Source organism: Microbacterium schleiferi, from assembly GCF_038150145.1.
Classification (GTDB): domain Bacteria; phylum Actinomycetota; class Actinomycetes; order Actinomycetales; family Microbacteriaceae; genus Microbacterium; species Microbacterium schleiferi_B.
The window spans coordinates 243231-265155 of sequence record NZ_JBBWSA010000002.1 but is presented as its reverse complement, the minus strand read 5'-3'; the positions used below and the strand labels follow the sequence as shown (position 1 = coordinate 265155).

General features: G+C 64.7%; 22 protein-coding genes and 1 pseudogene. 10 read left to right on the top strand and 13 right to left on the bottom strand.

Annotation, left to right across the window (positions count from 1 at the left end; genetic code table 11):
- Positions 1–18: 18 nt before the first annotated feature.
- The 4 genes from AADH62_RS03140 to AADH62_RS03125 are packed head-to-tail and all read right to left on the bottom strand — an operon-like array spanning position 19 to position 6816.
- Complete coding sequence (locus AADH62_RS03140; RefSeq protein WP_341578226.1) at positions 19–2955, bottom strand: HsdR family type I site-specific deoxyribonuclease; 2937 nt, start codon at positions 2953–2955, stop codon at positions 19–21.
- A complete protein-coding gene (locus AADH62_RS03135; protein WP_341578225.1) occupies positions 2955–4139 on the bottom strand; it encodes a restriction endonuclease subunit S in 1185 nt (394 codons plus the stop codon). Before AADH62_RS03135 ends, AADH62_RS03140 begins: the two co-directional genes overlap by 1 nt.
- Positions 4136–5629: a class I SAM-dependent DNA methyltransferase gene (locus tag AADH62_RS03130; RefSeq protein ID WP_341578224.1), complete on the bottom strand. Its 1494-nt coding sequence runs from the start codon at positions 5627–5629 to the stop codon at positions 4136–4138. The genes AADH62_RS03135 and AADH62_RS03130 overlap by 4 nt, the downstream gene beginning before the upstream one ends.
- Positions 5626–6816, bottom strand: coding sequence for an N-6 DNA methylase (locus AADH62_RS03125; RefSeq protein WP_341578223.1), 1191 nt, complete (start codon positions 6814–6816; stop codon positions 5626–5628). Before AADH62_RS03125 ends, AADH62_RS03130 begins: the two co-directional genes overlap by 4 nt.
- Positions 6817–6840: 24 nt before the next feature.
- On the opposite strand from AADH62_RS03125, the gene AADH62_RS03120 reads away from it, so the two are divergent.
- Complete coding sequence (locus tag AADH62_RS03120; RefSeq protein WP_195692783.1) at positions 6841–7158, top strand: helix-turn-helix domain-containing protein; 318 nt, start codon at positions 6841–6843, stop codon at positions 7156–7158.
- Between the two features lie 50 nt (positions 7159–7208).
- Positions 7209–8105 (top strand): integrase core domain-containing protein, encoded by an 897-nt coding sequence (locus AADH62_RS03115; protein ID WP_229382213.1) that lies wholly within the window; start codon positions 7209–7211, stop codon positions 8103–8105.
- A gap of 81 nt (positions 8106–8186) precedes the next feature.
- Here AADH62_RS03115 and AADH62_RS03110 read toward each other — a convergent pair.
- The 7 genes and pseudogenes from AADH62_RS03110 to AADH62_RS03080 form a co-directional block, all read right to left on the bottom strand.
- Positions 8187–8474: pseudogene (locus AADH62_RS03110) on the bottom strand (type I restriction-modification system subunit M N-terminal domain-containing protein); the annotation flags it as partial.
- Positions 8471–10438 (bottom strand): N-6 DNA methylase, encoded by a 1968-nt coding sequence (locus AADH62_RS03105; protein WP_341578222.1) that lies wholly within the window; start codon positions 10436–10438, stop codon positions 8471–8473. The gene AADH62_RS03105 and the pseudogene AADH62_RS03110, both read right to left, overlap by 4 nt.
- On the bottom strand, positions 10435–10902 hold the full coding sequence (locus AADH62_RS03100; RefSeq protein ID WP_341578221.1) for an NYN domain-containing protein: 468 nt from the start codon (positions 10900–10902) through the stop codon (positions 10435–10437). Before AADH62_RS03100 ends, AADH62_RS03105 begins: the two co-directional genes overlap by 4 nt.
- Before the next feature lie 163 nt (positions 10903–11065).
- Complete coding sequence (locus AADH62_RS03095) at positions 11066–11863, bottom strand: hypothetical protein (protein WP_341578220.1); 798 nt, start codon at positions 11861–11863, stop codon at positions 11066–11068.
- Complete coding sequence (locus AADH62_RS03090) at positions 11856–12257, bottom strand: hypothetical protein (RefSeq protein ID WP_300595081.1); 402 nt, start codon at positions 12255–12257, stop codon at positions 11856–11858. The genes AADH62_RS03095 and AADH62_RS03090 overlap by 8 nt, the downstream gene beginning before the upstream one ends.
- Positions 12258–12285: 28 nt before the next feature.
- Entirely contained in the window at positions 12286–12681 is a 396-nt protein-coding gene (locus AADH62_RS03085; RefSeq protein ID WP_300595079.1) for a hypothetical protein, read from the bottom strand.
- 52 nt (positions 12682–12733) lie between these two features.
- Positions 12734–13087, bottom strand: a complete 354-nt coding sequence (locus AADH62_RS03080) for a MarR family transcriptional regulator (protein ID WP_300595077.1) — start codon at positions 13085–13087, stop codon at positions 12734–12736.
- 250 nt (positions 13088–13337) lie between these two features.
- On the opposite strand from AADH62_RS03080, the gene AADH62_RS03075 reads away from it, so the two are divergent.
- Genes AADH62_RS03075 through AADH62_RS03055 form a run of 5 tightly spaced genes read left to right on the top strand, consistent with a single transcriptional unit; the run spans position 13338 to position 19683 of the window.
- Complete coding sequence (locus tag AADH62_RS03075; RefSeq protein ID WP_341578219.1) at positions 13338–14060, top strand: TnsA-like heteromeric transposase endonuclease subunit; 723 nt, start codon at positions 13338–13340, stop codon at positions 14058–14060.
- Positions 14057–16174, top strand: a complete 2118-nt coding sequence (locus AADH62_RS03070; RefSeq protein WP_341578218.1) for a hypothetical protein — start codon at positions 14057–14059, stop codon at positions 16172–16174. Before AADH62_RS03075 ends, AADH62_RS03070 begins: the two co-directional genes overlap by 4 nt.
- A complete protein-coding gene (locus tag AADH62_RS03065; protein ID WP_315551893.1) occupies positions 16171–17292 on the top strand; it encodes an ATP-binding protein in 1122 nt (373 codons plus the stop codon). The genes AADH62_RS03070 and AADH62_RS03065 overlap by 4 nt, the downstream gene beginning before the upstream one ends.
- Entirely contained in the window at positions 17289–18866 is a 1578-nt protein-coding gene (locus tag AADH62_RS03060; RefSeq protein WP_341578217.1) for a TniQ family protein, read from the top strand. The genes AADH62_RS03065 and AADH62_RS03060 overlap by 4 nt, the downstream gene beginning before the upstream one ends.
- Positions 18867–18897: 31 nt before the next feature.
- Entirely contained in the window at positions 18898–19683 is a 786-nt protein-coding gene (locus AADH62_RS03055) for a LysR family transcriptional regulator (protein WP_341578216.1), read from the top strand.
- Here the strand turns inward: AADH62_RS03055 and AADH62_RS03050 are convergent.
- On the bottom strand, positions 19637–19921 hold the full coding sequence (locus AADH62_RS03050; protein WP_315551889.1) for a helix-turn-helix transcriptional regulator: 285 nt from the start codon (positions 19919–19921) through the stop codon (positions 19637–19639). The two genes, AADH62_RS03055 and AADH62_RS03050, sit on opposite strands and share 47 nt — an antisense overlap.
- Before the next feature lie 244 nt (positions 19922–20165).
- Here AADH62_RS03050 and AADH62_RS03045 point away from each other — a divergent pair, with 244 nt between their 5' ends.
- The 3 genes from AADH62_RS03045 (at position 20166) to AADH62_RS03035 (ending at position 21524) form a co-directional block, all read left to right on the top strand.
- On the top strand, positions 20166–20969 hold the full coding sequence (locus AADH62_RS03045; protein WP_300594447.1) for an RNA polymerase sigma factor: 804 nt from the start codon (positions 20166–20168) through the stop codon (positions 20967–20969).
- Positions 20966–21130 carry a hypothetical protein gene (locus AADH62_RS03040; protein WP_315551882.1) on the top strand — a complete coding sequence of 55 codons (165 nt, stop codon included), beginning with the start codon at positions 20966–20968 and terminating at the stop codon, positions 21128–21130. The genes AADH62_RS03045 and AADH62_RS03040 overlap by 4 nt, the downstream gene beginning before the upstream one ends.
- Positions 21131–21317: 187 nt before the next feature.
- Positions 21318–21524 (top strand): ABC transporter ATP-binding protein, encoded by a 207-nt coding sequence (locus AADH62_RS03035; protein ID WP_300591229.1) that lies wholly within the window; start codon positions 21318–21320, stop codon positions 21522–21524.
- A gap of 117 nt (positions 21525–21641) precedes the next feature.
- On the opposite strand, the gene AADH62_RS03030 is transcribed toward AADH62_RS03035, so the two are convergent.
- Complete coding sequence (locus AADH62_RS03030; RefSeq protein WP_300591230.1) at positions 21642–21824, bottom strand: hypothetical protein; 183 nt, start codon at positions 21822–21824, stop codon at positions 21642–21644.
- Between the last annotated feature and the right edge of the window lie 101 nt (positions 21825–21925).

Genomic DNA, 21925 nt, shown 5'->3' with positions numbered 1-21925 from the left:
GCATGAATCATCTCGGCGTCAGTAGTACTCGCGCACATACCCCAGTGCCTTCTCGAACACGTCGTTGTCGCGGATCTTGAACTGCATGTACAGCGTCTGGCGCAGCGCCTTCCGCACCTCCTGGTCGCCCGCTATCGTCGACTGCCACCCGTCGAACCGCACGGCCCGAACGACCTCGTCGATCCGATCGACAACGTTCGAGACGATGAGCGGCGTCTCGTCGCCCTTGAGGGCTTCGAACAGCTCGGTGAGCGCAGCCTTCCCGCGCTCCTCACGCGGGATCTCCTTCTCAGCCTTCTCGGCAGCGACCGTGTCCTTCGCGAGCTCGAGGAGGTCGCGGAGGAAGTCGAGGCTGGACTGTTGGATGTCGGCGTACTTCTCGCGCAACGTGTTGAGGCGCTGTCCGAGTTCGATGAAGACCGGGTTGTTGAGATGCCGGGCGATACGTGCAGTGATCTGCTTTTCGATCTCTTCGGTGGAGACGTCCTTGCGCTTGCCGGTCATCAGGTCTTCGATGGTCTGCGCGTCGAGGACGATCGTCTCGTCGCCCTGCGGGATCTCGACGTGCACGCTCTCGTTGATCAGCTCGATGGTCTTTGCACCGAGCGCATGCCACACGAGGCGTCCGGTGATATCGGCAGGCCGCACGGACTCGTAGACGTCCGTCAGCCACTTGTAGTCGTCCCGGAAATCCTTGAGCATCGGGTCTGGGCTGAGAGCCTCCCACAGCTGCGAGACGACGCTGTAGGCGAGCCCAAACGCATCCTTGACCCCATCGTCGGCGATTGCAGCCTGCGCTTGAATCAGGCCCTCGTATCCGCCGATCGAGCGATCCACGCCGGGGAAGAAGGAGAGGGCTGCGGCCATGGCCGGCGCGAGTTCCGCCCTCAGCTCCTCGATGTTCGAGATCACACGCTGGACGGCGGCTTCGTCGAAGGCGAGCGACTTGGCGACATCGTCGAAGATGCCGAGGTAGTCGACAATTAGTCCGTGTGTCTTGCTCGGCGGGTACACCCGGTTGGTGCGGGTGATCGCCTGGAGGAGCGTGTGCTCCTTGAGCGGCTTGTCGAGGTACTGCGTCTGCAGGATCGGCGCATCAAACCCCGTGAGCAGCTTCGCCGTGACGATGATGATCTTCAGCGGATCCGCCGGGTCGTTGAACCGTGCGACGACCTGCTCCAGCTCGTCGGCCCCTGGTGTCCACTGCGCCCATGACGCGGGGTCGGTGCGTGCCTTCGACATGACGATGGTGGATGCCTCGGGCGGCAGCATCGTGTCGAGCGCTTCCTTGTACGCGACGCAGGATGCCTTGTCGTAGGCGACCAGCTGAGCCTTGAACCCTTCCGGCTGCACCTTCTCCGTGAAGTGCGTGACCACGTCGTCGGCGATCTGGCGGATGCGCTCGGGGGCCTTGATGAGAACTTCGATGGACGCTGCCTTCTTCGACAGCGTGATCTTCTCGGCCTCGGTCAGGTTGCGCTCCGCGGCGAGCTCCTCGAACGCGGCGTCGATCTTCTCCTGGTCGAGGTGGATCTCGCTCAACCGCGGCTCGAAGTGCAACGGTAGTGTCGCGCCGTCGCGGATCGAATCCTGGAACGAGTACCGCGACAGGTACCCACCGTCGTCCTCAGGCGACCCGAACCACATGAACGTGTTGTGGTCGCGCTTGTTGATCGGCGTACCCGTAAGGCCGAACAGGAACGCGTTCGGGAGCGCCTCGCGCATCCGCTGACCGTAGTCGCCCTCCTGCGAACGGTGGGCCTCGTCGACCATCGCGATGATGTTGTGCCGGTCATCAAGCACACCTTCGATCTCGCCGAACTTGTGGATCGTCGTGATGATGATCTTCCGAGCACCCTGGGTCAGGAGCGTTTGCAGCTCCTTGCGCGAGTCGGTCGAGACGAGACCGGGCACGTCGGAGGCGTTGAACGTGCCGGTGATCTGCGTGTCGAGATCAATCCGGTCCACGACGATCAGGATCGTCGGGTTCGTCAGCTCGGCCATCGCGCGCAGCTTCAGCGCGGAGAACACCATCAGCAGCGACTTGCCCGACCCCTGGAAGTGCCAGATGAGCCCCTGCTTGATCCGCCCGTGCAGCACACGCTCCACGATGAGGTTCGTCGCCTGGAACTGCTGGTACCGCGCAATCACCTTGATCTTGCGATGCTTCGCATCGGTCGCGAACACCGTGAAGAACCGCAAGAAGTCGAGAACGGATGCCGGCGCCAGCACGCCTTTCACCGCGTCCTTCACGACCTCGAGGCCAACCTTCGCCGGCGCGTCGGGGTCGGCTCCCTCCTCGCGCCACGGGCCCCACAGCTCGACCGGCATACCAACGGAGCCGTAGCGGAAGTCCTTGCCCTCGGTCGCGAACGACAGAACATTCGGCACGAAGAACTGCGGAACGCTCGACTCGTAGTCGTCGTGGATCTGCGCGGCCGCGTCGATCCAGGTGTAGGCCGCGCGGATCGGCGTCTTCGCCTCGCCCACGACAAGCGGGAAGCCGTTGCACCAAAGCACCACGTCGAACCGCTTCCCTAGCCGCCCCACCTGGAACGTCACCTCGGTCGACACGATCCACTGGTTCGATGAGTCGTCCTCCGGGTTGTCGAAGTCGATCAGACGCACCGTGGTGTGCTCGCCCTGCGGACCGAACGGCATCGACTTCTGGCCCGTCAGCCACAACATGAACTCTTCGTTCGCGACCACCGGATGTGCGCTGCTGCGCGCCGAGATCAGGATCGCCCGCAGCACATGGATGACCTCATCAGCCTTGCGCGGGTCGGCAGCGATCTCCGGGTTCAAACGGATCAACGCAGCGCTCACGAGGCCTTCGAGCAGCACTTCATCGGTCCGTCGCGGCAGTTGACTGCCCGGCAGGAACTGCACGTCGGGTGACTCGATGAGATCGCGCGTGAAGTCACGAACGGAGTTCGCCTCGTTGAACTGCGCCATCAGTTACCTCCGAAGAACCGTCCGACGGTTTCCCGGCGAACTTGCATCAGGTCGTGAAGCTCACGGGTGATCGCCTCGATCGCTGATACCCCCTGCTCACGCAATTCGACGAACGCGATCTGCTCCGGCATCGTCGGGATGGGGACTTCGAAGTTCTCGACATCCGCAGTGTTTAGTCCGTCGCGTGTGGTCTTCGTCTTGATGGCGCGCATCTGATCTTGAACACCTGTCGAGAGCGCCATCGCGTGCATGAACGCGGGGAGGGCTTTGTCGCGGTCGAGTCGTACCCGGATGAGGTGCTGGGAGATGAGGGCGCCCACGATCGCCTTGGGTGCAAGAGCACAACGCCCAACAGTTGCCTGCGCTGCGAATATCAGGTCGTCTGCCTGGACCATGTAGCGCTCGAGTGTTGACGCGTATTGGTCGGCGACGTAGACGGCGTGATCGAGGTCCCAACTGCCGTCGTCCGTGATGTTCTGGATCTTCAGGACTCGCGTACCCGACTCGGTAAAGTGGCGGCTTGAGAGGCTCCCACCGAATGGGCCAACCTGCACCGACTGGGCCGACGTAGCGCCGACCGTCCGGAGGCGTACGAGGTTCTCCTTGTGTCTATCGAAGAGAGAGTTAGCTTGCGCCGAGAGCAGTTCCGTGACGATCTCGCGGGACTGCTTGAGGGCGCGCGCATGCCCTTCGACGGCGGTTAGGAGACCGACAACTTGCCTCTGTACTTCGAGTGGAGGCAGGTCGAATGCGAAGTCGGCGAGCTCTCGCCAGTTAGTACGAGGCGACAACGACCCGGCAGAGGTTGCCAGCGCATGCTCGAAGAACGAATCGGACTGCACGAGGAACGGAAGGAACTCGCCCAGCATCCGGGTCTCGTCCGCCACAAACGTGTAGATGTCGCCAGAGCAGATCGCGTCGAACTCCGCGTAGGCCACCTTGCGCTGATAGGCACGGCGCTTGCCGAACAAGGTCTGCCCCGGTCGCACGCGGCGAGTGAATGTGGTTTCGTCGGCGAGATCACCCCAGCGTTCGATCTTCAGTTCGCCCGGGTCCATGTGCTCCATCGCAATGACGCGATCGATGCCATTGCCGGACGCATTCTTGACGGTCTCGTTGACGTTGCGCACCACGTCGCCGAAGGCGACTCGCATCCATGTGGACTTGTCGAGCTTGAGGCTCATACGTCCACCTCCGCGCGAAACAGAGCGAGCAAGCGCGACACCGCGTCCTCCGAAGCATGCGCCGCACTTCGCCAGACGCCGAGAGTGTCGACCAGGTTGCCTGGCTCGCCCGCGTCCCCAGTCTTCACGCCGGAGACGTACAGCGGGATGGCCAGGCTGAACGACTTGTTGCCGATCTCGTCAAGGGTCGCGGCCGCCGCAAACTGGGGGATGTCTGCAAATCCTCGGTATGCGTCGAGGATCTTCTCCTGGTGTGCGTTCCGCAGGAATGATTGCGCCTGTTCGCGTGCGACCTCATTGACGGCATTGATGAACAGCACCTTGCCGCGGTGTTCAACGGGCTTCGTGGCGCGGAGGGTGATGACGACCGCCTCCATCGGTGAGTTGTAGAAGAGCCCTGGCCCTAGTCCGAGCACACACTCAATCAGGTCAGACGTCACGAGTGCCTCGCGCATCGAGGCTTCCTCGCGGCGAAACAACACACCGTGCGGGAAGAGGATCGCGGCGCGCCCGGTCTTCGGGTCGAGGCTCTTGGCGATGTGCTGGAAGAACGCGTAGTCGGCGCGGCCCTGCGGGGGCACGCCCCATAGGTTGCGTCCGTACGGGTCTTTCGCGAAGGCATCCCGATTCCAGGCCTTGATCGAGTACGGGGGGTTCGCCAGCACGACGTCGAACGTGCGCAGCCCGCCCTTGCTGTTCAGGAACGCAGGCCTTGCGAGGGTGTCGCCGTGCGCGATCTGACCGTCCGCGATGCCGTGGAGGAAGAGGTTCATGCGGGCGATGGCCGAGGTTCCGTAGTTGAGCTCCTGGCCGTACAGCTTGAGGTTGCGCCACTCCTTGCCCTGGCGCTTCACCTCGGCCGCCGTCGAGATGAGCATTCCGCCGGTGCCGCACGTCGGGTCGTACACCGACTCCCCGGGCTGGGGCTCGAGCATGAGGGTCATCAGGTGCACGAGGGTGCGGTTCGTGTAGAACTCCTGTGCCGTGTGGCCAGAGTCGTCGGCGAACTTCTTGATCAGGTATTCGTATCCGTTGCCGAGCTCGTCCTCAGGCAGGTTCGCGATCGACAACGTCTGCGTCGAGAAGTGCTCGATGAGGTCGGCGAGCGTGGAGTCCGGCAGCAGGTTCTTGTTGCCCCAGTCCCCATCGCCGAACACTCCGGGCAGCGTGTCGGGGTTGGCGGATTCGATCGCCCGCATGGCCCGCAGGACGGTCGCGCCGATGTTCTCAGTCACCGCGCGAACGTCGCGCCAGTGGCATCCGTTCGGGATCGCGAAGCGGTGGTTCTCGGGCAGGTCGGCGAGTTCTTCGTCGCCGTAAGTTTCGAGAGCCGCCGCGTGCTCTTCGTCGTAGATATCCGAGATGCGCTTGAGAAACGCCAGCGGGAAGATGTACTGCTTGTAGTCGCCGGCGTCGATGAGTCCGCGCAGAATGACGGCGGCGCCCCAAAGGTAGTTCTCCAGCTCGCGCTGGCTGATCTGCGCGGTCACGCGCTCAACCCCCACTTCGCGAGCTCTGCTTCGAGGGTCGCTCTGGTCCGCCTCACACGCTCGTGCGCCGCTTCGAGGTTCGCGAGGGCGTCGGCCAGACTGAGCTTCTCGCCCGTGTCGGCGGGTGCCACGTACAGCGGGATGTTCAGGTTGAAGTCGTTGCGCTCGACCTCGGCCAGGTCGGCGACGTGGGCACGCCCCTCAATGTCGGCGAATCCGCGGTACGCGTCGAACAGCTCCTTCGCGTGCGCAGGCTCGAGGGTGTTCTGGTTGCGGCCCTTCTTCATCAGGTCTTCGCCGTTGATGAACAGCACCTTGTCCTGTTGGTCGATGGGTCGCTGATGACGCAGTATCAGCACACAGGCTGCGAGGCCCGTGCCGTAGAAGAGGTTCGGTGCGAGACCGATGACGGCTTCGACCTTCTTCGCCTTGAGGATGTGGGTGCGGATGCGCGCCTCTGCCCCTTGGCGGAAGAGCGCGCCCTGTGGCAGCACGACCGCTACCCGGCCCGTGTTCGGGTCGGCGGAGGTGAGCATGTGCTGGACCCACGCCCAGTCGGCGTAGCCCTTCGGCGGGACGCCGCCGAGTTGGTTCCGTCCCCACCGGTCGGATGCCCACTCGACGTCGCCCCACGCCTTGAGCGAGAACGGCGGGTTGGCTACAACATTGTCGAATCGCGCGAGCCGGTTGCCGGTGTAGAACGCTGGGTTGCGCAGGGTGTCTTCTCGGACGACCTTGAAGTCCTCAACGCCGTGAAGGAGAAGGTTCATGCGCGCGATCGCCGAGGTCGCGAGCACCTTCTCCTGACCGTAGAGCTTGCCCCACAACGTCTTGGGGCTGCCGCCGGCATCCTTCACGTGCTCGATGACCTCGATCAGCATGCCACCCGTCCCGCACGCGGGATCGTAGACGCTCTCGCCCTCCTGCGGATCGAGGATGTTCACCAGCAGGCCGACGACTGAGCGCGGGGTGTAGTACTCGCCGGCCTTCTTGTTCGACTGGTCGGCGAACCGCTTGATGAGGTACTCGTAGGCGTTACCGAAGACATCTGGTGCGACGTTCGCGTTGCTGAGCGTCTTGGTGGAGAAGTGCTCGATGAGGTCGGCGAGCTTGCGGTCGGGCAGCTTGTCCTTGTTGGTCTGTCGCGCGTCAGAATGTTTGGCAGGGGTAGTTAGTTGCTGATGCAACGCCCCAGCTGAGAGGTCTGAAGCATGAGTCGTCCCCCGACGATCCCGGTAGAGAAGAAGCTCCGCATCGTGTTGTCCGTGTTGCAAGGCGAGATCACGATCGCCGAAGCCGCCCGCCGCGAGAAGGTGTCCGAGCAAGCGATCGGGAACTGGAAGCGCCAGTTCCTCGAGGGCGGCAAGGCCGGCATCGAGGCGGGCAAGTCCAAACCCTCGACCCGGGAGCAGCAGCTCGAGGATGAGGTCGCGGAGTTGACGCAGGCCCTCGGTGAGGCGGCGGTCGAGATCCGGGTGTGGAAGAAGAGCGCGGAGGGCCGGCTGGGCCCTTCGAGGACCTCGAGGTGATCCGTTTGGAGGCGGGCATGCCGACGTCGAGGTTCTGCAAGCTGACGGGCGTGCCCGAGCGTTCGTATCGCCGCTGGCAGGCCAAAGCGAGAGCGGATCGCCCGCCGAAGGGTCCGTGGCCGCAGCCCGCGCGGGACGCGGCCAGGCCGCTCGCGACCAAGCACGCGCTGGCGCATCCGGCGTGGGGTCATCGGAAGATCTGGGCGATGACCCGCCACGACGGGCACCGGGTGTCGCAGGCGACCGTGCTGCGCCTGCTGCGCGATGACGGGCTGATCCTGCCGTCGGAGTATCAGAAGCAGCGCCGTGAGCTCGCGAGAGACCGTAAGGCGGCGTTCGCGAGGAACCCGACGGGCCCGAACCAGGTGTGGCAGCTGGACTTCAGCGAGTTCGAGACCACCCAGGGTGGGACGTGGCGGATCGCGGGGTGCCGGGATTGGTTCTCCAAGGTCGAGCACCCCTTCCATACCTCGCCCACGGCGAACCAGCATGACGCGATCGCCGCCGTCGAGCTCGCCCTGACCGACTACGAGCGCATGTTCGGGCACCCCCTCGTTGATCAGTGTCAGGTCGACCCGGAGACCGGCGAGCTGCTGCCGGTCGTGACCCTCGTGACTGACAATGGTGGCCCGTTCCGGTCGATGAACTTCGAGTTGTTCATCTTGCGTCACCCCGAGCTGCGGCACGTCCGCACTCGGGTGAAATCGCCCGGGCAGAACGGGTCACGCGAACGCGGGTTCGGGACGCTGAAGTACGAGCGGCTGTTCCTCGACGAGATCCCCGACGCGATGACGCTCGTCGAACGCGCTGAGGACTACCGGATCGAATACAACGAGATCCGTCCTCACGAGGCGATCGCCTGGAACCGGCCGATGGACGTGCACCTGGGCCTTGCCGACCCCACCATCCCCAACTTCGAAAGAGAAGAAATCCTGCCAAATACTTGACGCGGGACAGGTCCAGTTGGCGTTGCCGAAGATGCCGTAGAGGGTCTCGGGGTTCGCCTTCTCGATCTCGCGGAATGCGGTCTGCAGGGCGGTGCCGATGTTCTCGGTCTTCTCGCGCACGTCCGACCAGAGATTGCCGTCAGGGATCGCGAACCGGTGGTTCTCGGCGAATGAGGCGAACTCGTGGTCGCCGCCGGACTCCTCGAGCGCCTGCTCGAACTCTTCGAGATACACGTCGCTGATCCGCTTGAAGAACATGAGCGGGAAGATGTAGGCCTTGAAGTCGGCCTGGTCGATGCTGCCGCGGAGGAGGTCGGCCGCTCGGGCGAGGTACTGCTCCAGCTCGGTCAGCGTGAGCTGCTCCGTCATCGGGTGGTTCCTTCGGTGGTGTTGCTGGTCAGGGAAGTGCCATGACGGACAGCATTGAGGATCGCTGTCGTCAGGCTATCGGCGGCTTCGGACGCTTGGTTGGCCAGCTGCTTCGCCTTGCGTGCGTTGTTGATCGCGGCGTGGATGGCACGTTGATCTTCGAGCGGGGGAACAGGGATCTCGATGTCTCGCACCGGAATGCGCTGAATGGCGGTTCCCGCGGCGAACCGGAGATTCCATCCGCCCGCGAGGACGTCAGCTAGGTAGTGAGGATCTAGGTTGGCGCGATCGACGACCCTGATTCGAAAGAGGCCATGACCTATGGGAAAGTGGCCGCCCGCTTCGTCGACGACTGCCCGAATGCCGTGCACGGTCGTGACGAGCACGTCGTCGGGCTGCGTCAGGAGCCCTGAGGTGTCGGCCGACGGGAGGTCGGCGACCGGCGGAAGGTTGCCGCTTCGGACATCGCTCGTCGATACCTGACGATCCTCGTACTCGGGAGCGACCTCGACGCGTTGCGGTCGCACCGCGGAGACTTCGACCGCCCCGGCTTCGATGAGTTTGGCGACTGTCATTATCGGCGGCTCGCCGGCGACCTTGGGGGGGCGCACGCGCCCGAGGGTCGCCGCGAGCGCAGCGACTGCTTGGTGCAACTGAGTGTTCGCTTGCTCGAAGGCTTCGACGACTTGGGCGTCGTCGATCGCATCGGTCAGCACCCAGCGTGCCGGACTGAGGTCCGCGTTGCCAGCCGCCAGCTCGTCGATGGACACACGTGCGTGCGGAACCTCTGCGAGCGACCCCCGTTCGGTCAGCCAGCCGGCCACCTCGTCTTCAGGTGTCTCGATCGAAGTCGCGTCGATGAGCAAGACATCCTCGCGGGAGGTGGATGCTGGCTCGCTGAGCACCCAAAGCGCGAGCGCAATTGAGGTGTGCGGCAGCATCCGACCCGGGAGCGCCACGACAGCACGGACACAGCCGCTGAGCAAGAGATTGCGCCGAATCTCGGCCTCGGCTCCGCCACGGAAGAGCATGCCGGGCGACGTTAGGACGTAGCCGGCGCCGCTCGGAGCTAGGTGCGCGACGACGTGCTGAAGCCAGAAAGAGTCACCACTGGAGCGAGGCGGAATCCCGTAGCGCAGGCGTGGGTCCAGCATCGTGGTCTGTCGGTCGACACGCAGCCCAAACGGGGGCTCGGCGATGATCAAGTCTGCACGCAGTTCGGGGTCCGGATCATGGTCGAGTACATCGGCCACGCGAAGGTCGATGTTGACGCCACGCAACTCCGCGCGACCGCGGGCGATGTCTACGGCAGTCGCGTTGATCTCATGGCCGACGATGTGATCCGGGCGCGCGCCCATGTCGAGGGATTGCAGCAGCGCCACGCCCACTCCGCACGCGGGGTCATACAGAGTCCCACCATCAAGATCTTTCGCCAGCGACGCCAGCAGTGTGCTGGTACGCGAGCCCACAAATCCGTTCTCGCCAGCTGCCTTTCCGAGTGCTCGAGATGTTCGTTCGAGGAGCCCGTCGATGGCCCTGGCGAGCTCTTCGCGCGGGATGTCGTCGAGTGCATAGCGCAGTTCATCGATGGATCGTTGTCCGATGTCCCGCGGCGCGTATGAGGGCCGCCCTTCGATCAGTTCGATCGCGGTCCTGACGAAAAGCTCGCCGAGTGCGTGGATGGAAACATGCCCGCGGAAGAGGTTCGCAACGCCCCACAGACGTGACTCCCACGCTCTCGCGTCTGAGTTGGCGGAGGCATGGGCCTTCCGCTTCTCCGGGTGGGCCGCGAGCCACGACTCGATGTCAGTGGCAGCGAAGAGCGGTTTGCTTGCGCTACCCCCCACTGGCACTGGGAAGTCCTTCATGCGCTTGCGCCAGTTGCTGACAGCGGCGCGGGAGACGCCGGCGAGGTCGGCGACATCGCTCGGTGCGAGGAGTCCCTCATGGCTCTGCATAGTCATGCTGCCTCCGTGATCACGGACGGGTCGTAGTCCAGGTCGAGCACGTACTTCGCCGCCATGCGAAGCCGGCGGGAGCAGGATTCGGGGCGCGACACGACAGTGACATCGGTGCCGAGCCCCAGAAACGAGACGACGTCCGCGAAGATCCCATCGCCGGAGACCACAACAACTTCATCGAAACGGTCGCCGACCCTTTCTGTCTCGAGGATGTCGAGGAGCTCCAAATCCGCGCCATTGTTGCCGCCTCGGAACACGAGACGGCGCGGACCTGCCCACTCGAACCCGACGACGTTGACGCTAAACCGTCCGCACGCGACCACGACGTGATCGTTGTCGCGCTGACCGATTGCCTCCGCGATCGCGGCCTGAGCACCGTGAACCTGTCCCGGCAATGAAACTCCACCTCCCACGATGTTCTCGATGTCGATAAGGACGATGCGACGCAGCGCCGCTGTTGTGTACATCATATCTGCCAATCAGTTTGTGAATCCGATTCCCACCTCCGGGTTCGATCACTGTAGAACAGATTGATCCGCGATGCAAGTGAATCCAATTCACAGACGCGGATCGACATGTTCGGTTCACATCGAAGCGCGACTGAGAGACGGCGGCAGCTGGAGTGTTGTCTCAAGGGTCAGGCGACTGATTGTCGATCCCTTGTGGCAACGCATCGAGCAGCTCGTCAAGCTGCACGCGGAGCACCTCGTAGGCCTGCATGTAGAACATCTGGTCCATGACTGGCCACGGCGTGTCGTCCAGATCGGCGACGACCTCTCGAGCTTCGCGGATCGCCGTCTGGAGCGGAGTTTCGATTCCGGGCAGGCTCTGGATCCAGTCGTCGATCACGCTGAACGGGATCGGCGCGAAACCGTGGGCGTCAACGCCGACGTGGAACTGGTGACCGTTCGGGCCATGGTCGCGGGCGTGGGTGTGCCCGTGGATGAGTGGGATGCCGTCGTCCCAGCGTGGGCGATGCGACGTGTGTCGATCCTGTTCCTGGCTGTCGCCGGCGTAGGGGTAGTGCGAGGCGATGATCCTGTACCCGTGGCGGGTTCCCTCGATGACCTCTGGGAGGATCTCCCACCCCGCCGCCTCGTACATGGGCAGGAATCTCTCGATCGCCCGTTTCGACTGTGTCGCGGGCGAGACGCGATCGTGGTTCCCGGGCACGAGCAGCCTGCGGCCGTTGAGCCGCGCGGTGAGCGCGATCGATTCCTCGATCGGGCCGAGCGCCACGTCACCGGGGTGGAGGACGACGCTGCTGGGCGAGACCGTGTCGTTCCACCGGCGCACAAGGTCGTCGTTCATCTCATCGACCGTGGCGTATGGCCGACCGGTGAGTCCGCTGATGCGAGCGTGGCTGAAGTGCGTGTCGGAGGTGACGAAGTCGACTTGATCGAAGTCGAACGTCGGATAGTCAAGCACCGCGAACCTCGTCGTCGTTCATGTCAAAGGCGCGTAGCAGGAGCCGTTCCACGTCGCTCACCGGCTCAGGAGGAAGGTCTTTCATCTCGTCGCGGAGCCGGTCCAGTGCCTGCTCGATGAGTGGGCGGTGTTGGTCGCGCCATGCGCGGATCCCAGAGTCGCGCAGGAGGCCGGATGCTGCGCTCCCCTCGTAGCCGAGCAGCAGCTCGGTGTCGATAACCGACGCCATGACACGTGCGTCGATGTTGGGCGACGAGCGCAGGCTCGACAGGTGGGTGACGGCATCCGCGCCAGACACTTCGATGCGGTAGCGCTGTATGTCGCCATATTCAGTCGTCTCGGTCTCGACGTGGGAGACCGTGATGGAGCGCCCGCCGATGATGATCTCTCTCACGCGTCCTCCTCGATCCGAACTGGCCAATCTACTCGGACTCGATTGGGTTCGCCTCGGCCATCACCCCGACGCGTCCTGGCCGAACGATGTCGTCGAATCCCGGGACGAACGCGATCGTTCCGAGCCGGGTCCAGTAGCTGATGAGCCATCGCTGGAGCAGGTCACGCTGTTCGTGGCGTTCGAAGAGTGTTCGTCCGGGATCCTCGATCGCGGCATCCCAATCATCGATCTCGAAGACCGCCTCGATGAGTTCGGCGCACGTCGGTCCGTTGCCATGTTCGTCCCACCAGGCCAACGTCAGCATGCCGGCGCGATTGGCGGTCGAAGTGCCGCCGGGCTCATCGATCGTCCCAAGGAGGGCGCCGAGGTACGGGTCCTCAGCCGCGGTCGCGAATGCCTCGTAGTGGTCCTCGGCAACGCTCATAGAGGAAGGATGCCATACCGATTAGGCATCCGAGGGCCTTCGTGAGTGTCTACTAGCGACGCGCCGTGGTTGCTTCCCACTGGATGGTGAAAGTTCCGGCTGCGCGTGCGTCTGCCTCTGCTTCAAGCCGTAGTGCGTAGTCCCATGTCGGGTGCACTGCGCGCTGATAGATCCTGATCCGCTCGGGGGTGACCTCATCCGTTCGCCGGACAAGCCCCAACTGCTTGAGGCGCTTCAGCAGGGCGTGGATGGTGCTGGTCGACAGCCCCGTGGCGGTTGCGACGGAGGGCGTGGAGAACTTTCCGTCGGGAGACCGTGCGATCTCGGCCATGAGCGCGAGCATGTGGTTGCTCCCGAAGGCAAGCTTCGAAAGCTCCTCGCTCTGTTCGCTCGGCACGGTCTCCACCGCCTCATTTTCGCATGAGGCGCTCAGCGCAGCAGGAGCATCGCAGGGCGTGGTCCGACGGCGTGGCGCGTGTTGTGTATCTGACTTCCCCAGCGTAAATGTCACATTCACTGCTTGCAGCCATCGGCATGCGAGAGAGCTCCAACGCGAAGAACTCGACCCGCGTGTCGAACCTCAAGAACAGTAGAGACCTCCGTACGTTAACGAATCAAGAGTTATGACTCATTGTTCGCGACTCGTAGGAGTTGACGTGCCAACATCGCCACCGCAGTACACGCTGCGACTCGACGGGAATGACCTCGAGCGGGGCGAACTCGCGGATCTCGAGGCTCGACACGTCTTCGAGGCCGAGCCTCGGCGGACGTTCCGCTGGCATCGGGGACAGCGGCACTACCCAGGGCGCTACTGGTGCGCCACTACGGAAGGCTTCGTCGGGTACGAGAGTCGCCTCGAGCTCGCGGCGCTTCTCCTCGAGGACTTCGACCATCGGGCGGTTCGGATCGCATCGCAGCCGTTTGAGTTGATCGCCGATCGAGACGGTGTTGAGCGAAGCTACGTGCCTGACTACATGATCGAGCACGATGACCATCGCTTCACGGTGATCGAGGTCAAGCCGAAGCGCCGGCTGGAAGACCCGGAGATCGCGGGTGCTCTCCGGTGGGCGGGCGACATCGTCCAATCCCGCGGATGGGGATATCGGATCGTCACCGAACCCGACCCGGCGTTGCTCTCCAACGTCCGGTTCCTTGCGGGCTACAGGCGTCCATGGCAGTTCCCTCAGCGAGACGTCGACCTGGTCGAAGAAGCCACTCGCGAGGCACCCACACTCGGCGCGGGTCTACGGAGTGCTGGCGCCGCCTTGCGTGACGCTCCCTATGCGCGAGCGGTCGTGCTGCACCTGCTCTGGCGCCGCTCGATTCTCTGCGACCTCACCTCCGCCCTTGCCAACCACACCGCATTGGAGACGCCATGAGCCACACCTTCGACATCCGCATCGGAAGCACCGTCTCGTTCGACGGCAGTCTCTGCACTGTCATCGAGATCGCCGGCGACGCCCTTGTCCTCGTCGACGGCGCGAAGAAGACCCGACGCGTGCGACTCGTCGAACTTCTGCGCGACGCCACGGATGCGTTCGGGATACCGTCCGAGGAGGTTGCACTCACACCGCTCGCCCTGATCTGGGCGGACGCGACGGAGGCGCAACGCGATGAGGCGCGAACAAAGGCCGCGCACATCCGCGAGATGCGCACGGGCTTCGCGTCGGGGCTGCCGACACTCGCTCAGCCGCACGAGCCGCGACCGGAGTACAACCCGAAGCTCACAACCATCCACGAGCGCCGCCGCACAAAGGCTGCAGAGCTCGGTGTCAGCCCGAAGACGCTGAAGCGCTGGGACGATCGGTTCGACGAAGGTGAAGATCTCGCGCTGCTCGACTTCCGGAAGACATCGTGGACGCCGGCGCTCTCCGGCCTCGATCCGCGCTGGGTCGACATGTGCCGCCGCGTCGTCGAGGAGAACGTGCGCGGCGCCAAGCGCAGCGTCACGACCACGCTCGCGATCGTGCTGGCAAGGGTCAACCGGGAGTACCCGGATGCCGATGTGCGGATCCCCTCCGATTCGACCGCTCGCGACGCGGTCGCCGAACTCACCCGTGGCAAGGGGACGTTCGGCGCGAGCATGCGCGCGCAACGATCCATCGACACACGGCCGCCCGTGCCGTACGGACGGTTGGTTGCGACAAGACCCGGTGAGTACGTCGTCCTCGACACCACACCCCTCAATGTCTTCGGCGTCGCGCCGGTCACCGGCAAGTGGATGCGCGCCGAGCTGACCGTCGCCCTCGACCTCTACGACAGATCCATCCTCGGCCTCCGTCTTGCACCCATCTCCACCAAGGCGGTCGACGTGGCGGGCGTGCTGATGGAGGCTCTCTCACCCCGCGAGATGCCGGCCGAGTGGGGCGACCGAGCCACCTGGCCCTTCCATGGCGTGCCGGAGAACATCGTCATCGACGTCGAGAACCTCAAGGCGCTGCGGTTCCGCCGTCCCGGCATCCTTCCCGACACGATCATCATCGATCACGGCAAGCCGTTCATGTCGATCCATGTCGCAAGCGTGTGCCAGCGGCTCGGGATCTCCATCCAGCCCGCACATGTCTACACCGGCACAGACAAGGCGTGGGTCGAACGCTGGTTCCGCACCATTGACGAGATGCTGCAGGAGCTGCCCGGCTACAAGGGCAAGGACATCGCCTCCCGAGGGGAGGCGCCGGAGAGCGAGGCGGTCTACACGATCCCTCAGCTCGAGCAGATCATCCGCGAGTGGATTGCGACCGTTTACCACCTGCGCCCGCACGGCGGACTCGTCGACTCGCAGCTACCTGCCGCGAAGATGAGCCCGGCGCAGAAGTTCGAGCAGGGCGTGGCCGTGGCCGGTCGCATCCGCGTGCCGGCGAACCCGAACTTGCTGTTGGAGATGCTCCCGGTGGTCAAGCGGAAGTTCAATCACTACGGCGTCGAGATCAGCACGCTCCGCTACAACGGCGACATCGTCGGGAAGTACTACGACCGATCGCGGGCGATGGCGAAGAGCAAGCGGAAGTGGCAGTTCTCGGTGAACCCCGACGACTTCTCGCAGATCTACTTCAACGACCCCGACGACAACGCTTGGCACGTGCTGCGTTGGGAGCACGCGCCGAAGGTCCCGGTGCCGTTCAGCTTCGACGCCCTCGAGTACGCCAAGGGCATCGCTCTCGACCGTCGCAACGGTGTGAATGTGTCCGAAGTGCTCGGTGAACTCCTCGAACGATGGGGTGCAGGTCGTGCGAGCACGCCCGCCGAGAAGCGCATCAGCGCGCGACTTGCCGCCCAGCTCGCTGAGACCGCGGACGGCCCGGACAGCCCGTTCTTCCCGCACATCGCCAAGCAGATCGCGCAGCAAGTGGCTGGACCGGATCTGAGCGAGGAGCTGGGCATGGTCTCGCTCTCACCAGCACCGGCGAGCGAAAACGACGATCCTCTCGCCCTCACCGCTGACGAGCTCGTCGACGAGGACCTCGACGACATCGACCTCCTGGAGGACCTGTGATCCTTCCGCTCGAGCGCGACGAACTCCTCTCTCGCTGGGAGGGGTGGCGGGACTTCGCCGAAGCGCCAGCCCTTGAGCAGCCCGAGCGGCTGTCGGTGAAACAGATCGAGCAGCTCAGCGAGGACGCGCGTGTCGCCTACGACTACCACCGCGAGCGATACCACGCGAACTTCCTGGTGAAGACTCCGCAGGTCGTGAGGCTGAACGGACGCCTTTGGGACCTGCTCGATGCGAACCAACAGGGCCCGTCACGGGTGAAGGGCGCCGCAGTCATCGACTCGCCACCCGGACTGGGCAAGACCACCGCAGTCGACGCGTTCGGGCGAGCTTTCCACCAACGGCAGATCCTGCGGCACGGGCGTGACTTCGACGACGGGCAGACGCTCCACATCCCCGTCTGCAGAGTGGCGTTCTCCGGAAACACGACGACGCGCGCGTTGAACGAGTCCATCCTGAACTTCTACAATCATCCTTCCGCCGACGCCTCTAGGAGCCGATACCTGCGCAACCGAAACCTGGCTGCGCTGGCAGCCGAGTCGGTCCGCCGTCACGGCACGCGGTTGATCATCGTCGACGACGTGCACTTCCTGAAGATCCACACCGACGAGGGAGTCGCGCTGGCCAACGAGCTGAAGTGGCTCGCCAACGAGTACCCGGCAACCTTCCTCTTCACCGGCGTCAACATGAGCAGCACAGGACTGCTCAGCGAAAGCAAGACCGACAAGAAGCTCGCGATGTCGCAGATCGCGCGGCGTTGGACACGCCTGACCCTCCCGCCATTCGCGCACCCGGTCGGTGAGCACCGAAAGACCTGGATGACCTTGCTGGGCGCGATCGATGCGCGCCTCGTGCTGGCCAACGCGCGACCGCACATGCTCCGTGAGCAAGCGGACTACCTCTACGAACGCTCAACCGGAATGATCGGCTCGCTCTTCAAGCTGATCACCCTCGGTGCCGTGCACGCCATGCGTGACGGCACTGAGGAACTGACCCGTGCGGTGCTGGACGAGATCGACATCGACGTGGCGGCCGAGGATGCGCGGGAGGTCGTTGCAATGGAGCTCGAGGAGAAGAAGCTCGCCGCCGCCAAACGGAGCAAGCCTCGGTCCGTCGCATGAGCCTCCGACGCCTGTTCCACGTCGCGATGCCGCTCCCAGATGAACCTTTCGACTCGTGGGTAGAGTTCATGGCCCACAGCTATGGGGCGACTGTCGGCGAGATGGCTCGAGCGCTCGGACTGATCGGGAGCGACGAGGTTCCCGCCGCTGGATCCCAGTCCTCACGGGCGTGGTCCACCGCGCTCGAACCCCAGCAACTGCGCAATCTCGAGCTGACGACCGGCCGGTCGGGTGACGAGTTCCGTGCGATGACCCGCACCATGTTCGCCGCGAACGCCATCCGCCTCACACCTCAGGGACGCATCAGCGCGTCCTGTCCGGCCACGGGAGTTGCCGCCCGTTACTGCCCCGAGTGTCTCGCCGACTCGGGAGGCCGCTGGCGCCTTTCTTGGCAGTTCCCGTTCGGGTTCGCCTGCCCACGCCACAGGCGTCTCCTCGTCGACAGGTGCCCGGGATGCGCCCAGCCTCCCCGGCTCCTCGCGCATCCCCTCACGCTCGTTCCGGAACCCGGGCACTGTCACAACAGACCGCCGACCGAATCGCCAGCGTTTGGCGCGCGTTGCGGCGCCGACCTCACCACGAGCGAGGAGTTTGTGGCGGCGGACACCGAGACTCGCGAGGCGCAACGTGCGATCCTGAGGGTCATCGCCACCGGCGTCGGCGAGTTCGGCATCTACGCCGACGGGCGACCGAGCACCGTCCAGGTGCTGTCCGACATGCTGCTGCTGTCACGAGCGGCACGACAGGCGCTCGTCGACGGAGAGCACTTCGAGTGGATGCCTGCGGGTCAGGTTGACGTGAGCCTGATCGCGTCTCACAACCGCACCGGCAAGGTGGATCTGCGGCCAGGCGCTGCCCGAGAAGTTGCTCTCGGCAACACGATCGCCTTCGTGGCGCTACAGTCAGGCGCCCGGATCACTGACCTGCTGCGCGGACGCGTCAGCGTCCACACCGCGCTCGACCACTACTCCCCGCCACTGCGCGATCACGTGAGCCGTGCGCTCGGACGAATGAGGCGTCCTACTGCGACCCTTCAGGCGGTGACGATGTCGGTGGTGGATCCGGCCGCGCGAGCCGCAAAGCTCCCCGCCGTCCTGTGGCCCGAATGGACCTCACGCCTCGCACCGCGGCGCCTGGATGCGGAGATCGCCGGCGGTGCGCTGGCGGCGGCCGTGGTCTTCGTGGGCACCCGCCTCACTCACGGCTCGGCCATCACGCTCCTCGATCCCGCAGCTCAGGGACGCCAGGTCAGCCACGTCATGCGGTCTCTCGGCCGCAACGGACCCGAGGCCGACACTATCCGCGCGATCGCTCGGCTTGTCGCGTTCCTCGATGAGACCTCGACGCCGATCGACTTCGCACGCCGGCGGGTCATCGACTACTCCGGCATCCTGCCCCGCGACGAGTGGGCACGAGATCTGCCGGACGGCGAACGTCCTGCCCGGTGGGGATCGGCGATGGCAGACCGCCCGTGCGCATCTCTACGCCCTACTCAGCGGCAATCGCGTGGCGCGGGCGCCCTTCGCTCAAGAGGCTGGCTTCCCTGCGTTTGCCGAAGTTCGCTCGTTCCGTGACGGACTGCCCGAGGTCGTGTCCCGTGCGCTCATGGATACCGCGGCCGCGTTCCTGAAGGCCTTTCGCGTCGACGAGCCCGTGGCATGGATGCCGCACCTCGAGCTCGCCGGTGTGGTCGCGGATGCCCCCATGTCAGGTGGGAACGAATGGCCGCAAGCTCGCCCGGCACGCGCCGTGGTGAAGCCGACCCGCGCGGTCGCGGCGTACTCCGCGGGGCAGTCGGTGAGAGAGATCGCCTTCGAACACGGGGTCGCCCGTCAGACCGTCAGCCGCGTGCTCGAGGAGGTCGGAGTCGAGATTCGCATCGGTCGACGGAGGGCTGACATCGATGTGGAGTGGCTGCGGCGCCGCTACATCGACGAGCGCCGCACCATCCCTGAGATAGCCGCGGAGGTGGGCGTGACGATGACCACGATCAACCGCCACCTCGAGGCCGCTGGGATCCCGCGCCGAGCCCGCGGCAGCGCGAGCCGAGCGACCGCGATCCGGGTTGACCCACGCGCCGGCGACTCGCCGCTACTGCGCCGGATCCTCGTCGGACAGGACGCCACACAGCGCGCCGAACGATTCCTCATCGTCGCCCGCCACGACACGATGACGGCAGCCGCGACCGAGCTCGGAGTGACGCTGAGCATCCTTGCGAACCAGATGAGGCGCATCGGGGTGGACGCCGGCGGCCCGCTGATCCAGCGTGCGTTTCGAGGTCAGCCCCTCACCCTCACCGAGCTCGGCGTGGAGGCACACAACGAGTTGTCGCGCGCCTTCGGCCTCAGCGAAGTCGAAGATCCGGCGCGTGCGGCGGAAGGATCTCAGTGAGCTCGACGTCGAGGGCCTGCGACATCGCGAGCAGAGTGCGGATCGTCGGGTTCGCCGGCGTGCCCGGCTTCGACTCGCCCTTCTCGTACTTCTGGTACGTGTAGCGCGTCAGCCCCGAACGGTAGGCGACGTCCTCCTGGCTGAGACCCGCTTCGGCGCGTAGTCGCCGGAGGTTCGCGGCCAGCTGGCCGGCATAGTCGCTCCACGCAGCGTCCTCGGATCCGGTGCGCTTCGCCACCGGTCCAGCGTTCCTGTGATCGCGTGTCGGTATGGCCTAATCGGTATGGCCTCTAGTTCTAGGGTGACGAGTGGATCGCCATTGCCAGGAATCGAGGGGTGAAGAACTGCGCGATCGTCTGCCAACGATTCGTGATCCGATCACGCGCTCAACTTTTCTAGCGAGCGGCGAGGGGAACTCCCCGATGTCGGACATATGAGGGATCGTGGTGACTATGAGTTGATCAGGATCGCGAGGAAACGCCATGACCGGTAGCGACGAGCCCGATGGTTCATCCTCCGATGGCGTTCCCGCTCTCAGGGAATGGGCAGCGGATCAAGCCTGGTTGGCCGACGCGGATCGTGATCGAGCCGAGGAAAGAGTCGACCGGCTCGCCGGAGACCGCGATCTTGCGGCCGCCCTTCGCGCCGAGGGATATCGCGGCCGAAACTACGATCTCTTCGCGAACGAGATCGCTAAGTACGGCTGGGCCGTCATCCGTGGCTGGATCTACAAGAGTCAGATCCGCAGCGAGGTGAAGCGCAAAGGCTTCGGAGCACTGGAAGCCGAGCCTCGCATCGGGTCGATGATCGAAGACGCCGAGAGCTTGGCCGATGAGACGGTTGTCCTGGCGCTCAGCGCGTTCCGGGACAAGGTGCTCGTCCCTGGCAAGTGGGACCCCGCCAAAGGTGCGTCCCTGCGCACATTCTTTGTGGGCCAGTGCCTGCTGCAGTTCAGCAACGTCTACAAACGTTGGCGTCGAGAAGAGCTGCGTTCGTATGCGGAGCCGCAGGCTCCGCATACGGCGGCCTGGGCTGACGACTTCGAGGAGAGCCCGTCGACGCCGGTAGGTCCTGATGCAAGCGAAGCGGCGCAGGCGAAGGACGAGTTACGACGCGCGTTCGGGAGCATCAAGGATGAGCGTGTCCGCTCAGCGTTCTACCTGAGCGTGACGCATGGGTTCACGCACGCCGCGATTGGCGAGAAGCTGGGCATGACCGCGAAAGCGGTGGAGTCGGCGATCGCGCGAGCACGCCAGCAAGTACGAGAGAACCGGGAGTCCGCATGAGCAATGAGTTTCGGGGCAAGATCGAGCGCTCGTCCTTTGGCACCCAGAGCGCGAAGGCGGCGCGACGCAGCGTGCCGGCCAGCAAGGCGCAGTCGCTGGTTTCGAGATCGATGACGGCCAACGCGACGACGAAGAAGTCGAGCGGGCGCGAGGGGAAGTAACCGGCGGCGGACATATACCGAGATGTCGGGATCACAACTGAATAGAGCCGCCCCGCGGTAACGGGACGGCTCACAAGCCCTGAGAGCGTCAGGTCTCATCCAGAGCACTGACTGTACCGGAGTTGGCAGCCGCAGACTAGCGGCGCTCCGTCTCAGAGCACCCGGCTCAATCAGTGAAGGAGTTCCCATGGGAACCGTTCGTCGCTCCGCATCCACAGGTCGTTTCGTCTCCAAGGCCGCCGCGGCCCGCTGGCCCGGAAAGACCACCACCGAACGTGTCGGGTCCGGCACGAGCAACTCAACAACGGTGCACCGCTCCGCGTCGACGGGCCGGTTCGTGACCGAATCGACCGCCAACCGCAACCCGAGCGGCACGATCAGCCAGCGCGTCTGACTGTGACACGAGAGCCTGCACGTGCACGCGTGCAGGCTCTCGCCGTGTACGGCGAGAATCGACCGGCGACGACACGGTTGGGCCCGAGTTGGTACTTCATACCAGTCCCCACGTTCGCTAGCTACGGACGCGCTGCGACGCGGCACCGGCCTCTGAGGCGACGCTCTTGAGGAAGTGCTTCGCTTCGCGTCGAAGCGCGGTCTGGAAGCCTGGCTCGCGCCACACGTCGAGGGCATGCTGGGCGGCGCTGGCGAAAGCGGTCGCGAAGGCGCTTCGCGGGGTTGCGTCGATGAGTGCCATGGTTTCACCTCCTCCCAAAAGTCGTGGGTGCCGGCAAGGACCACGCTGGGTCGGCAGTCGGCCGCGTGACTTCGAGTTCGGACCGCCCAGCACGCGCGACC

Coding starts and splice junctions, on each gene's coding strand:
- AADH62_RS03140 (WP_341578226.1), bottom strand. CDS start 2,955: ATGGCGCAGTTCAACGAGGCGAACTCCGTTCGTGACTTCACGCGCGAT.
- AADH62_RS03135 (WP_341578225.1), bottom strand. CDS start 4,139: ATGAGCCTCAAGCTCGACAAGTCCACATGGATGCGAGTCGCCTTCGGC.
- AADH62_RS03120 (WP_195692783.1), top strand. CDS start 6,841: ATGAGTCGTCCCCCGACGATCCCGGTAGAGAAGAAGCTCCGCATCGTG.
- AADH62_RS03105 (WP_341578222.1), bottom strand. CDS start 10,438: ATGACTATGCAGAGCCATGAGGGACTCCTCGCACCGAGCGATGTCGCC.
- AADH62_RS03100 (WP_341578221.1), bottom strand. CDS start 10,902: ATGTACACAACAGCGGCGCTGCGTCGCATCGTCCTTATCGACATCGAG.
- AADH62_RS03085 (WP_300595079.1), bottom strand. CDS start 12,681: ATGAGCGTTGCCGAGGACCACTACGAGGCATTCGCGACCGCGGCTGAG.
- AADH62_RS03070 (WP_341578218.1), top strand. CDS start 14,057: ATGAGCCACACCTTCGACATCCGCATCGGAAGCACCGTCTCGTTCGAC.
- AADH62_RS03060 (WP_341578217.1), top strand. CDS start 17,289: ATGAGCCTCCGACGCCTGTTCCACGTCGCGATGCCGCTCCCAGATGAA.
- AADH62_RS03055 (WP_341578216.1), top strand. CDS start 18,898: ATGGATACCGCGGCCGCGTTCCTGAAGGCCTTTCGCGTCGACGAGCCC.
- AADH62_RS03045 (WP_300594447.1), top strand. CDS start 20,166: ATGACCGGTAGCGACGAGCCCGATGGTTCATCCTCCGATGGCGTTCCC.
- AADH62_RS03040 (WP_315551882.1), top strand. CDS start 20,966: ATGAGCAATGAGTTTCGGGGCAAGATCGAGCGCTCGTCCTTTGGCACC.
- AADH62_RS03035 (WP_300591229.1), top strand. CDS start 21,318: ATGGGAACCGTTCGTCGCTCCGCATCCACAGGTCGTTTCGTCTCCAAG.
- AADH62_RS03030 (WP_300591230.1), bottom strand. CDS start 21,824: ATGGCACTCATCGACGCAACCCCGCGAAGCGCCTTCGCGACCGCTTTC.